Here is a 13,129-nt window from a genome sequence, read left to right on the forward strand (position 1 = left end):
ATTTGTCTTCTCCCCTAGCTTAACTACCTATTGTACTTGGACATCAAAATCAATATCTTCAAGATTGTCTGATTCTTCGTCGTCTTCATCAATAACCTGATCTGGGCGCTTCAAAACTGCATACATGACGCCGGTAATTAACGACCCCACGATCAATGCGACGATAAACCAAATTGGATGTACCATCATTGGAATAACGAAAATGCCACCATGTGCTGCAACCGACTCACACCCCATGCCCAAAGCCAAGGCACCGGCCGTTGCCGATCCACATACAGAACTAACAATGAATTGGATTGGATCTGCTGCTGCAAATGGTAGACTGCCTTCAGTAATAAAACATAATCCCATTGGTAATGCAGTCTTCGCAGTTTCTTGCAACTCCTTGCTAAACTTCTTTTTTGCTAGCATCACTGCAATAAACGCGCCAATTGGTGGTGTCATACCACCAATAATCTTTGCCGCCCACGGGGCAAGAATCCCATCTGCACCAAGTGCGTTGGCGGCCAGTGAAGCAGTTTTGTTCAATGGACCACCCAAGTCAAAGCCCATGCAAGCACCAATGACACCACCCATGATTGCTTTAGAACCGCCATTTAAACTAATAATCCAATTTTGGAAAGCAGTCATTATAAACGCTAATGGTTTTGAAAGAAATACCACGAATAACATACCAACCACCAATGAAGTTAGAACCGGTATGATGAGTACTGGCATCAAGCCTGCCATCCACGATGGTACCTTCCATGTCTTCATCCAGTTAACAAAATAACCGACGGCAAATGCCAACAACAAACCACCAATAAATCCTGCCTTTGTATCACTTGCAACATAACCTAGAGCTAATCCTGGAGCAATCCCAGGACGACCTGCAATCGAGTACGCCGTCCCAGCACAGACAACTGCCACCGCAAATAACATGGCATAAGTTCCGACCTGATTAACCCCCCACCAAAAACCAGTCCAAGAAAAAACATCAAGATTAGTCCACGGAGTAGCACCTGGTTTAACCTTATCGGCTATATCATAACCACCAAATGCTTTAGCCAAGGCCGGTAAAATACCGCCTGCTACAACCACCGGGATCATATAAGAAATACCGGTCATAATATGCTTTTTAACTTGAAACTTTCCTTTACTCATTGTTCTCTACCTCTCTCAGGGAACTGGAATCTCAAGCTTTTCGTGAATTTTTTTTATGACGCCTGTAGGCGACTTCATAACCATGCTAATCGGAATAGCAATGACTTTTTTGCCTTTAAAACGCGATTTATCAACACCAATATCCGTCGCCAACAAGACAACATCTGCCTCTTTAATTTCCTGTGTGGTCAACACATTTTCTGGCCCTATAGAACCTTGTGTCTCGATTTTTACCGTATCTCCTAACTTCTGAGCTGCTTTTTCTATCTTTTCCTTTGCGATATAAGTATGCGCAATTCCTGCCACACATGCGGTAATACCAACTATCTTCATTGTATTGCCTCCTTCTGTCGTATTGTATAAAACGCTTTAGTAAGATCTTACAATTCTTATTATATAGTGCATCGATTAATAAGGTACCTTTCGTTTTACCGTATCTAAACGGTAAAATGTGCTTAATTGTCAGCGCTTACATTTTTCCGTTATACTATTTCCCGGTTTAACAATACAGTTTCATAATTTAATGAAACAAGAAATTGATTGCAAATTCTTACTAAATTTGTCTTTTATGCTCACCTTATACTTACGCATTAATACAGTTAGCAATGCACCAGTATGATACTTTGAAGTTATTCAACAATAAAAATTACCGTTACTGAAACGGTAATTGTTTTTATGAACCTATTCCGATAAAATATTGGGTACAAATATTGATTCAAGTTGATAGAGTAGCATCGACACCAAATTATTCATATATTTATTGAATACTAGGTCAGCAACATTTTAGATTAAAGGGTTCTCTAAGCAGTTTTGCAGTAAAAAATATTCATTCGGATTGATAATCCTACAAAAAAAATCCGGAAATAATCAAGTATTAACTCGACTATTTCCGGAAAAATCAATAAAAATCGATGATCTTTTGTAAATAATCCACTACGCTTTGCGGCATGTCCGCGCGCATCAAGCACGCTTCTAACAAGCGGTTGCGATTATACCACCGGTTCCAAAAGCGCTGGGATTCTTGAGGGCGCAACTGGCGGATGCGCCGCTGCCAATCCGTCAGCCCCATTACCAAAGATTGGGCATAAAATTGATGCTTGCTGGCAAGATTCGTCAAGTATAATGCGATCCGCTGGTCTTCGCCATAAACCAAAGGATCATCGATGCGCTGCCAGCCGGCTAAGGTCAAGGTCATCAAAAAGACCTTCTCGCCGCGTGTCAACGACGTCACTTGCGTCAATTCGTCCAGTAAATTGCCAATGTGGGTATACACATGCGCCCAGCCATGCGCATCGACATACCCGCGGCCGTCACGTTCTAAAGCCAGATACACGGCCATTGGCAGCACCAAGTCGTGATAATCATCTGGGGTCAGCGCATGGTAGCGATTCTTATCGGCATACACCACGGCACTTAAAATCATCACCGCAAAACTGCGCAAATAGATGCCGTCGTTTTGGGTTTCTAAGATATGGCTGTACAACACGTCAGGCGCTTGCAAGCGGTGAAACAACCACACCAATTGCACATTGGTGACGGCGCCGCTTTGCAACAAGTCGCCTAAGCAAAAAAAGGCCCCTTTATCCCGCACCAGCGGGTTGCGACTGGCAAGATGGGCCACCAAAAACCGCAACTCGTCATCACTGATCTCAGGCTCACTGCTGGCTTTGGTGCGCGCCACGATCACCCGGATGCGCGCAATGGCGTGCTCATCATCGTCTGGGGTTTGCACCGGCGTGGCCGGTTGCGGCTTGACGGCATCCATGATCTGCCCCACTTGCTGCGGTAAGGTGCCAAAAATTTTGCCTGCTAATAAGTCATGCTGCACCTTTTGCAGGGCTTGATAGGTTTTTGCCAGTTCGTCCATTGAAGCCTCCATCATAAAAGGATCGGTCGTGCGATTTTGTCAGTTGGATGCGCCAAGACCCACCCAAAATCATCTGCCGTGATCGGTTTTTGCACCCGCATGCCAGATTGCGCCATCACCGTAAAGGGATAATCATGGGCGATGGCTTGTTGCATATAGCGCGTGATCAAGTCCTGATTCATCCGCCCATTGAGGTAGATGCGGTATTCGGGATAGCGCGCCAAAACCGAGTCTAACAGCGCCGTAATGCGCGGATCATGCAGCTGCCGCACGGTGACAGCCATGGCCACGCGCTCGCGAAAATTGCCTAAAAAGGCCCGTTTTTCATCGGGTTTGATCGTCGGGATCCCTAAGGCTTTAGCTTTGATGAATGAATTCAGATCTTCCGGCATAAGCACCCTCCTCGCTGAGCCACGTTGATTATACCACAGCCGCTAAAGCCGCCTATGCCCAGGAGCTTTCACCGAGAAAATGACCAAGACCCCCAGGTGTTCCAGCCACGCCCAACAACACAAACGCCTTGGGACCGCGATCCTAAAACGAATCGTGGCGCCAAGGCGCTCATGTCACAGACTAAAACCGCTTGGCGGCTCAGCTGCTTAACGAATCAGCCGACCGAACCGTCCATTTCCATGCCGATCAAGCGGTTCAATTCAACCGCATATTCCATCGGCAGCTCTTTGGTAAATGGTTCCACAAAGCCCATGATGATCATTTCCGTCGCCTTTGCTTCGGTGACCCCACGGCTCATCAGGTAATACAGCTGCTCTTCAGAGACCTTAGAGACTTTGGCTTCATGTTCCATCGCTGCAGTCGCTGAATGGATCTCGTTATACGGGATCGTGTCAGACTTAGACGCTTCATCCATCAAGATGGTGTCGCATTCCACGTGGCAAAAGGCCTCTTGGGCCTTTTTCGTGAAGCGCACCGTCCCACGATAATCGGTGCGGCCGCCATCTTTGGCGATCGACTTGGACACGATCGAACTGGAAGTGTGCGGGGCGTTATGGATCATCCGCGCGCCGTTATCCTGATCGACACCGGCACCGGCCACTGCGACGGATAACATGGTGCCGCGAGCGCCTTCGCCATCCAGATACACACTTGGGTACTTCATGGTGGTCTTAGACCCTAAATTGCCATCGACCCATTCCATCGTGGCGTTCTTCATCGCTTGCGCCCGCTTGGTTTCCAAAGAATACACATTCTTGGACCAGTTTTGGATGGTGGTGTAGCGGCAATAAGCATCGTCTTGAACGAAGACTTCAACCACCGCGGCGTGCAAGGAATCACTGGAGTAACTCGGTGCCGTGCACCCTTCCACGTAATTGACGCGCGCGCCAGGTTCGACAATGATCATCGTGCGTTCGAATTGGCCAGAGTTTTCCGCATTGATCCGGAAATACGACTGGATCGGCACGTCGGTTTGCACGCCGGCTGGCACATAGATGAAGCTGCCGCCAGACCAAACCGCCGAATTCAAAGCCGCAAACTTGTTGTCGCTAGGGTGGACCAAAGTGCCAAAGTATTGCTTGACCAAGTCGGGATAATCCTTGACCGCACTATCCATGTCTTCAAAAATGATCCCCAGCTTTTCAAAATCATCGTGCATGTTGTGGTAAACCACTTCAGATTCATACTGCGCACTGGCCCCAGCCAAGTATTTGCGCTCAGCTTGCGGGACCCCTAAACGGTCAAAAGTGTTTTTGATGTCGTCTGGGACATCGGCCCAATCTTTGTAAGTACGATCGGTGGCCTTGATGTAATAGCGCATGTTGTCCAGATCCAGATCGGATAGATCCGGCCCAAAATCAGGCATCGCGAGTTTGCGATAAGTCTTATACGCTTGCAGACGGAAATCAAGCATCCATTGCGGTTCTTGTTTTTCTTTGGAGATCGCCCGCACGATGTCTTCGGTCAAGCCGCGGCCGGTGTCGAAAACGGGATGTTCAACGTCTTTGAAATCAGCGGGATTTTCCGTCGGCAAAAAGTCGACGGTATCTGCGACGGTTTCATTATTTTTAGTGTTCTTGGTTTCAGTCATGGGCATCACCTTCCGTTAATACTTGGGCGGCCGCCTTCCACGCGAGCATCGCGCACTTGACGCGAGCCGGGAATTGGTGGACACCTTTCAAGATCGCAGCATCTCCTAAGATATCTTCATGGGGATTTTCGCCGTCGATCACCAAATCTGAAAACGTCGCCACCATATCCAAGATATGGGCTGGCGTTTGGCCGATGATCTGCTCCGTCATCAAAGACCCTGAAGCTTGCGAGATCGTGCACCCAGATCCGGAAAAACGCGCGTCTTGGACCTTGCCGTCTTGGAGTTTGACTTGCAGCGTCAACACATCCCCACAACTCGGATTGCGCAACGTGATCTCGCGGTCTGGATCGGCGATCTTGCCATGATGACGCGGATGATACGCTTCATCCAAGATCACTTGCCGATACATTTGATCTAGCTTAGTTAGTGCCATGGAAATACCCCCCCGCCGCACGCACTGCGGCAACAAGTTTATCCACATCGGCTTGGGTGTTATAGATCCCGAAGCTGGCACGGGCCGTGGCTGGGATCCCCAGGCGCGCCATCAACGGTTGGGCACAATGATGCCCAGCCCGCACGGCAACATCTTGTTCATCTAAGAACGTGGCTAAGTCATGCGGATGCACACCAGTCAAATTGAAGCTGACCGTCGACAAACTGGCATCACTGCCATACAAGATAATGCCATCGATCGTGCTTAATTCAGCGCGCAAGCTTTTGACTAAGGTGTTTTCAGCTTGCATCATTTGCTTCAAATCAAGCTGAGACATAAAGTCTAATGCCGCCCCTAATCCAAAAACACCGGCAATATTTGGCGTGCCGGCTTCAAATTTTAACGGCACCTCAGCCCAAGTGGAGACTTGATCTTGAACTTCGTCGATCATCTCACCGCCATATTGGATCGGCGGCATCGCTTCAAAGAATTGATAGCGGCCATATAAGGCGCCGATACCTGTCGGCCCATATACTTTATGGCCGGAAAATGAATAAAAATCAGCATCGATGGCCTGCACGTCCACCGGCATATGCGGTACCGCTTGTGCGCCATCCACAACGATATAACCGCCATTGGCATGGACTTTGTCGGCTAAAGGCCGCACATCGACTAAACCGCCAGACACATTGGTCACCTGCGCGACCGCCAAGATCTTGGTCTTATTGGTGATCAATTTGGCCAGCTGGTCCACGTCTGTATCCCCATCCGGCTTCACCGGCGCCACCACGAAAGTCGCTCCGGTGCGATGGGCGAGTTGTTGCCAAGGAATGAAATTGCTGTGGTGTTCAGCGCCGCTGACTAAGATCTCATCGCCTGGCTGCACCACCGTTGGCCCAAAACTAGACGCAACCAGGTTCAACCCATCAGTCGTGCTGCGGGTAAAGGTGATCTCTTCTGGCCGTTTGGCGTGTAAGTACTTGGCCACTTGCGCCCGGACGCCTTCATAGGCTTCAGTCGTGTTATATGCCAAGCGATATAAGCCGCGATGGACATTGGCGTTATCGTTGACATAATAGTTTTGCAACGCGTCTAAAACGACTTGCGGCTTTTGACTCGTTGCTGCCGAGTCGAGATAAACTAAATCAGGATTCGCTTTAAAAAACGGAAATTGTTCACGCATCAGCATTCACCAAAGTTTCATCGATCGCATCAAACAGTTCTTGTTTCAAATCGGCATCGCGGATCTCGCCTAAACCGGCTTCCAAGAAGCCGCGGATGACCATGCGCTTAGCCACGACTGCCGAGACCCCGCGGCTCATCAAGTAATACAATTGCCGCTGGTCAACGCGCGAAGCCGAAGCCGCATGGCCGGCGGTGACGTCATTTTCATCGATCAACAGGATCGGATTGGCGTCGCCGCGGGCATGTTCAGATAACATCAAGACCCGGTTTTCTTGTTGGGCATCACTGCCGCGCGCCCCTTCAACGATATGGCCGATCCCGTTAAAGACCAGATGCGCCTTATCCGTGATCACGCCGCGCTGGTTGATGTGGCCAACCGTCTTGCGGCCAAAATTGGTCACCGCTGTGGCATAGCCGAGATGCTGCTTGCCAGCAGCCAACACCCCAACGTTGATCGTCGCTTCGGCACCATCGCCATTCAAGTTGGTGGTCAACAAGCTGGCCCCGCTGTTTTGCGAAAAGCCGGCCACCGTCAGATTCAAGGTCGTATTCGCGGCCATATTGACCGTGCGCTGCAACAAGACGGTATCGGCTTTAAAGGCATCATACGCCAGCCAGTTCACAGTCGCACCGGCAGCGATATCGATCGCCACGGCGATGCCTAACATGGACCCTGTGCTGGTCCAGCGTTCTTGGAACACCACGTTGGCGTTTTCGCCGATCGTGATGTGTACCAAGCCGCCGCCATCGACCGGGCCGGTCAATTTGATCGGGGTTTGGTCGCTGAAGCCAGCGGGGATGTTGATAGTCGTCACCGATTGCGGCTTGGCATTGAGCCATTTTTCAAAATCATTGGTCGCCGGCATCACCACTGAATCCGGGTGATCGACGACGACGGTACTCGGGGCGTCGACAGTTGCCGGCGCCACCAAGGCATCGTCTTTAGTCTGCTTCAGATACCGCCGTAACGGGATCTTTGGCGCATTTGGCAAAGTCAGCGTCTCAGGCATTGGCGTCACCTACCTTAAGGTGTTCATAACCGGTCTTTTCCAGTTCCTTGGCCAATTCTGCGCCGCCGGTTTCGATGATCTCGCCATCTTTTAAGATGTGCACGAAATCAGGCACGATGTAGTTCAACAGACGTTGGTAATGGGTGATGATCATGGTGCCAAATTCTTTGCCGCGCATGGAGTTAACGCCTTCTGCGACGATCCGCAGCGCATCGATATCCAACCCGGAGTCGATTTCATCCAACATCGCAAAATGCGGCTTGATCATCATCAGCTGCAAGATCTCGTTGCGCTTTTTTTCACCACCAGAAAAGCCTTGGTTCAAGTAGCGATCGGCCATGTCTTCTGGCATCTTCAACTGATCCATGGTGGCATCAAGTTGCTTGATGAATTGCATGATCGGGATCTGATCATCTTTGGGCCGCCGGGCATTGATCGCCGCGCGAATAAATTCGGCATTGGTGACCCCATTGATCTCAGCGGGGTATTGCATCCCCAAAAACAAGCCCAAGCGCGCACGTTCATCCACGGCTTTGTCCAAAATGCTTTCGCCGTCGATCAAAATATCCCCTTGAGTGACCAAGTAAGCCGGGTTGCCCATGATGGTTTCTGCCAGCGTGGATTTCCCATTCCCGTTTGGTCCCATCAAGGCATGGATCTCACCAGTATTGATGGTCAAGTTGATCCCGCGCAGGATCTCTGGATGTTCTGGTTCAGCTTTTACTTTGACGTGAAGATCTTTGATTTCTAATTTAGTCACGTACGTCGCCCCTCTCGAATGTCATGAATCTAGTGTCTATTGTAAAACATTGAATTGCCCACGGCAAACCCCCAAAAATATTGAAGTTTGTCATTTTTTCACCGGCAAAGTGCCTATTGGTCACGATCAAGGCGCTTACATAGATGAGAAAAAGATGGAAAATTCATTAAAATAAATTGGCAGCTGTCATTATCCTCTCGCCGCTTCCGTCAACAGCCGAACAAACAACGCCCCCGCCACACTTAACTGGCGGTACGCGTAAACCACGGTCAGCCGGCGCGCTTCCATTTCGGTATCTAACGCCACCAAGCGGCCGGCCGCCAAGTCGTCAGCCACACAAAAATGCGGCAAAAACGCGACGCCTAACCCGCTTTGGGTACTCTTGCGAATCGCTTCGATACTGCCAAGCGCAAGGCTGGGCCGCAAGCGGATCCGCCGGCTGGCTAAATAGGCCTTGAACAACTCCAAATAGCGCGCATGGCGGTCATTCATCAAGATGCATAACGCCTTGTCTTGCCCAGGCGTGATGAAGTCTCTGGCATCTGTAGGCATATCCGGCGCCCCTACTAGCGACAAGCTGTATTGGCCAAAGACGCCGGTATGGATCGCCGGCGGATAAGCGCGCACATCGTAATGGATCGCCAAGTCCACCTGGCCGTCGACCATTTGCGCATAACTGTCGTAACAATTCAGCACCTTTAACACCAGTTCCACGCCTGGTGCCTGCTCTCGATACGCTTGCAGCACCGGTTGCAGTTGGTAAGTCAAAAGCGACTCTGGCACGGCAACCACTAAGCGGCCCACTGGCCCGTCAGCATGCGCGGCAAACCGCTCTAACGCCGCTGCATCAGCCAAGAGCTGATCGATCAGCGGCATCGCCGCCGTACCGGCTCCAGTCAAAACCATTTGCCGGCCGACTTTGGTGAACAAATGCACGCCAAGCTGTGCTTCCACTTGCTGCACCTGGAAAGTCACCGTCGATGGCGCATAATTCAGCAAGGCCGCCGCTTTTTGAAAACTCCCTGCCGCATGGATCGTTTGTACGGTTTTAAGATATTTAAGATCCACTAGCGCCCTCCTTTCAAGATCATTGAAGCATATAGTACTCGCTTCGATGACACTGAAGCAATGTTCGCCTCTAGCCTACCAGATATTGAGGCAAATTGGGAGGCGCTTTCGCGAAAAAAATCAGCCGGACCATGATCGGCCGCGACTGATGAGAAAATCAACGCTGTAAATTAAGAAAGCGCTTAGAACCCGGCGGGACCGCTTAATCCTGGCGGGCCACTTTAGGGATGCCTTTTACCCGCTGCAAGCCTTGCGGGGTCACTTTAAAAATACCGGTTTTGACCTTTTGGCCCCAAACTTGTTTGACCATGGCCGAAAATGTCCGGTGCCATTCCGGGATCGCCACATAATCAAAGGCTAAAACCGCCTGTTTGAATTGTTGGCGGCTCATATTCCAATTTTCTTGCCCCACTACTTGATCGGAAAAGAAGTAATACCGGCCAACATACCCGGCGTAATAATCGGCCACATCCCCGGCATGCGGATCCACGATCGCGACTTTTTCGTGATTGAGCCGCGTCCATTGCGGGCCGATGCGTTGCAACTGCAGCGGCAAGGCGTTTTTGTTCATGTGGTTGGTGTATTGGATGCCATTGGTCTCAGAAAACATCAAGATCACCGAAAAGATCACCAAAACAAACGCCGCCACTTGATAGAGATTCTTGGTGGCAAATGAGCGAAACCCCCGCAGATCCCGCTGGGTAAAGTCCCGCTCATAAAGCGCATCATCCATGGCGATCACCAACCCCATCGCCCCAAGAAATAACGCAAAGATCACGACGCTGGATAAGTACCGCTCAAGGCCGTCTAATTGCTTGGCTTCATTGTATGGCATCGCCAACACGTACATCCCAAACAAGCTCACGTCATACAAAATAAACCCAACATCTAATGCCGCCAGCAGCGCCAACAAGTGATTATGCTGCTGGCACAGCAAGCGGATCACCAAATAAGCGGCTGCCAACACCACGTTGATCAAAATGATTCCGCGTGTCGACAAGGCATCCAGCGAAGCAACACTGGCGATCAGCTTGCGGCCGATGCCTAGGATCTGCGCAGTCGATTCATGCGCTAATTGCTGCGAATACGCTGCCGTCGAGATTTCATGCTTGGATAAGGTGAAGGTCGTTTTTACATGCCAATTCCACCATAAAAACGGCAAATACCCCAATCCCCCAGCTAACGCCGTTACGCCCACTGCTTGCGCACGCCGGCGCCAGCGATGGGCTTTTGGCCCTTGCAGACGGGTGTAGGCCAGATACAGCAACAAGGCGATCACAAAAAACGTCCCTGAGTTTTTGATCAACAACAAACTGGCCACCACCAAAGCCACATGAGCCAGCTGCTGCTTCACGTGGTGGCGGCAGCAATACGCCCCGGCGATGCCGCCAACCGCCACGATCGGCAAGACGAAGTCCACCAACAAGTTATTCATGCGAATCGCAATGTTAAACACATTGGCGATGCTGATGGTAAAACACAACACAAAGATCATCAGGCCACGAGTTTTATCCCGCAACACCCCAAAAATCGTATACACCGCCGCCCAGATCAATATGAACTGCGCCAGGCACAACACCCCATCATGAAAGCCTAAGAACTTCGCCACATAAGTGATGAACAACCCGGTGGCAGGCGGATAAGACGTATAGGTGATCAAGGCATCATGGGCGCCTGGCAAGCGGCCGGTGGCCGTCATAAACTTTACGATCAACGCCCAATGCGTGTAGTTATCATAATGGATCAATGGACTGCGCCAAAGCGCCAGCCCCATCACGATCCCCATGGCGATCATCCACAAGTCAAACGGATGCGTGCCGACAAAAGGAAAGTTCAGCTTTCCCAACATCACCGCCAACACGATCAAGCCAAACGCCAGCCAGCCAACCCCGGCCACGACCCAAAACCCAATGGTCAAGGCATTGACCATGGCAAAGGTGTACATCACCAGGATCTGCAGCAAAAGACTATCCAACCATGCCAAATGACTGTCAACGCCGAGTACCCGCAAACCGGCATTCCAACCGGCTAATGTCAAAGCTAATAAAAGCGCCCCTAAGATCATTGCCGCGGCCCCCTATTCAGCTTGGTCACCAGCTTGTCAAGGCGTCTGAAGCGCTGGATGAAGTTCAAATATAATTCATCAAAGCTCGTGATCCAGCGGTCTTGTTGCCGCGTCAACGTTTGATTGCGGCCATCATAGATGATCTGCAACAAATGATCGCGACTGGCGGCTGTCACTGGGGCGACTTTGGCGCTGTACATCGGCTTTTGATTTTGCTGCCATTGGCGCACGATCTGGCCTTGCAAGCGCACCGGCGTGTGTTGATGTTGCAGCGTGATCGTCACCGGCGTAGCCACCGCCAAAGAAATTGCCGCATCAGCTGCCAAATGAAACGCCAGCCCGCCTTCAGCCACGTTATCGGTGACGATCTGCGCTTGGCCTGTTTGCGTTGCCAGCGACCCGGTCACATGGCGCACGAAGCGTTCATTTTTCCGAAACACCGGCCGGCCCATGGTGACAAACAAGCAAAAACTGAGATTGATGAAATGCGTCATCAACCAAAACGTGATCACACTGCCAACTAAGATCTCTGAGCCGAACTTGCCATAGTTAAACTTCACAATGGCGACCACCGTTAACGACCACAACAATAAGTATGGCAGCATGTACAGCTTATCGCGCCAATTCACCGTGACGTTTTTGTTGGTGACTTTGAATTTGCGGGCTTTAAACCCTAAAAACTCCAGCAGCACCGGCAAAAACAAATATGGCGCAAAAAAGGTTTCTTGAACCTCACCCCAACGCTCATCACGGATCTTGCTTGACGAATCGCTTAAGACATATTGCAACAAGAAATACCCTGGCGCCCACACCACCATCAAGATCCAAAAATTCGCTTTGACCACTTGGATCTTGAATAAAGCGTACAACAATGGCGCGGCTATGTAGATCAGCCGCCGCAAAAACGACCACCAGTATAAGAAGCTGTTGATCAAGATCAAGCGATTCATGAACGGGATCTCCGGGTTCAAGAAGATGTGCAAGTTGCGGCAGCTTTGCATTACCCCGCGCGCCCAGCGCGTGCGCTGTTTGATCACGCCGGCTAAATCGATCGGCGTGGTGCCGCTGGAAACAGGGTCTTTGGTCGCGATGCTGGTATAGCCGGCAATGTTGATCTTGGCCCCTAATTCAAAGTCTTCTGTCAGCGTATCGGTGGGAAACCCGCCGACGGCATCGACGGCTTCGCGCAAGAACACGGCGTTGGAGCCGGTAAACAAGGCGGTGCGATTTTCGCCGTTTAAGACATTGACCCCGCGCGAAAAGAAGTCTTGTTCATTGGGGACGATCTGTTCGGAAAACAGATTGAATTGGAAGATATCCGCGTTATAAAAGCTTTGCGGCGTTTGCACGAACCCCAGCGGGGCCACTTGCTCATCATCTGCTCGCGCCGCCCAATTCGCCGTGAAATATGGCACCGAGGCGGTGAGAAAATTTGAAAACGGGATCATATCGGCGTCAAAGATCACAAACAAAGGGGTCTAGAATTTTTGGTGTTGGTAGTAATCAACACTGGAGATGCTAGACCCTTTTTAGATAACAAAAAGACACCTG

Annotated in this window: 12 protein-coding genes; all 12 read right to left on the reverse strand. The window is 50.5% G+C overall.

Annotated features, from left to right (window positions below; translation table 11 throughout):
* Nucleotides 1-27: 27 nt before the first annotated feature.
* Nucleotides 28-1,143: a PTS fructose transporter subunit IIC gene (locus EKM91_RS11240; protein WP_125754014.1), complete on the reverse strand. Its 1,116-nt coding sequence runs from the start codon at nucleotides 1,141-1,143 to the stop codon at nucleotides 28-30.
* Nucleotides 1,144-1,158: 15 nt separating this feature from the next.
* Complete coding sequence (locus tag EKM91_RS11245) at nucleotides 1,159-1,476, reverse strand: PTS fructose transporter subunit IIB (RefSeq protein WP_125754015.1); 318 nt, start codon at nucleotides 1,474-1,476, stop codon at nucleotides 1,159-1,161.
* A 565-nt stretch (nucleotides 1,477-2,041) separates the two neighbouring features.
* Complete coding sequence (locus EKM91_RS11250) at nucleotides 2,042-3,010, reverse strand: DUF2785 domain-containing protein (RefSeq protein ID WP_125754016.1); 969 nt, start codon at nucleotides 3,008-3,010, stop codon at nucleotides 2,042-2,044.
* 11 nt (nucleotides 3,011-3,021) lie between these two features.
* Nucleotides 3,022-3,402 (reverse strand): DUF1694 domain-containing protein, encoded by a 381-nt coding sequence (locus EKM91_RS11255; protein WP_125754017.1) that lies wholly within the window; start codon nucleotides 3,400-3,402, stop codon nucleotides 3,022-3,024.
* A gap of 215 nt (nucleotides 3,403-3,617) precedes the next feature.
* Nucleotides 3,618-5,054, reverse strand: coding sequence for a Fe-S cluster assembly protein SufB (gene sufB, locus EKM91_RS11260; RefSeq protein ID WP_125754018.1), 1,437 nt, complete (start codon nucleotides 5,052-5,054; stop codon nucleotides 3,618-3,620).
* Nucleotides 5,047-5,490, reverse strand: coding sequence for a Fe-S cluster assembly sulfur transfer protein SufU (gene sufU, locus EKM91_RS11265; RefSeq protein ID WP_125754019.1), 444 nt, complete (start codon nucleotides 5,488-5,490; stop codon nucleotides 5,047-5,049). The genes sufB and sufU overlap by 8 nt, the downstream gene beginning before the upstream one ends.
* Nucleotides 5,477-6,673: an aminotransferase class V-fold PLP-dependent enzyme gene (locus tag EKM91_RS11270; protein WP_125754020.1), complete on the reverse strand. Its 1,197-nt coding sequence runs from the start codon at nucleotides 6,671-6,673 to the stop codon at nucleotides 5,477-5,479. Before EKM91_RS11270 ends, sufU begins: the two co-directional genes overlap by 14 nt.
* On the reverse strand, nucleotides 6,666-7,685 hold the full coding sequence (locus EKM91_RS11275) for a SufD family Fe-S cluster assembly protein (protein ID WP_125754021.1): 1,020 nt from the start codon (nucleotides 7,683-7,685) through the stop codon (nucleotides 6,666-6,668). Before EKM91_RS11275 ends, EKM91_RS11270 begins: the two co-directional genes overlap by 8 nt.
* On the reverse strand, nucleotides 7,678-8,445 hold the full coding sequence (gene sufC / locus EKM91_RS11280; RefSeq protein ID WP_125754022.1) for a Fe-S cluster assembly ATPase SufC: 768 nt from the start codon (nucleotides 8,443-8,445) through the stop codon (nucleotides 7,678-7,680). The genes EKM91_RS11275 and sufC overlap by 8 nt, the downstream gene beginning before the upstream one ends.
* Nucleotides 8,446-8,634: 189 nt before the next feature.
* Nucleotides 8,635-9,513, reverse strand: a complete 879-nt coding sequence (locus tag EKM91_RS11285) for a LysR family transcriptional regulator (protein WP_125754023.1) — start codon at nucleotides 9,511-9,513, stop codon at nucleotides 8,635-8,637.
* A gap of 202 nt (nucleotides 9,514-9,715) precedes the next feature.
* Complete coding sequence (locus EKM91_RS11290; RefSeq protein WP_125754024.1) at nucleotides 9,716-11,578, reverse strand: ABC transporter permease; 1,863 nt, start codon at nucleotides 11,576-11,578, stop codon at nucleotides 9,716-9,718.
* The gene (locus EKM91_RS11295; RefSeq protein WP_238475781.1) at nucleotides 11,575-12,993 is read right to left on the reverse strand and encodes a glycosyltransferase family 2 protein; all 1,419 of its coding nucleotides are present in this window, start codon (nucleotides 12,991-12,993) and stop codon (nucleotides 11,575-11,577) included. The genes EKM91_RS11290 and EKM91_RS11295 overlap by 4 nt, the downstream gene beginning before the upstream one ends.
* Between the last annotated feature and the right edge of the window lie 136 nt (nucleotides 12,994-13,129).

This window comes from Lacticaseibacillus baoqingensis (assembly GCF_003946165.1).
Lineage (GTDB): Bacteria > Bacillota > Bacilli > Lactobacillales > Lactobacillaceae > Lacticaseibacillus > Lacticaseibacillus baoqingensis.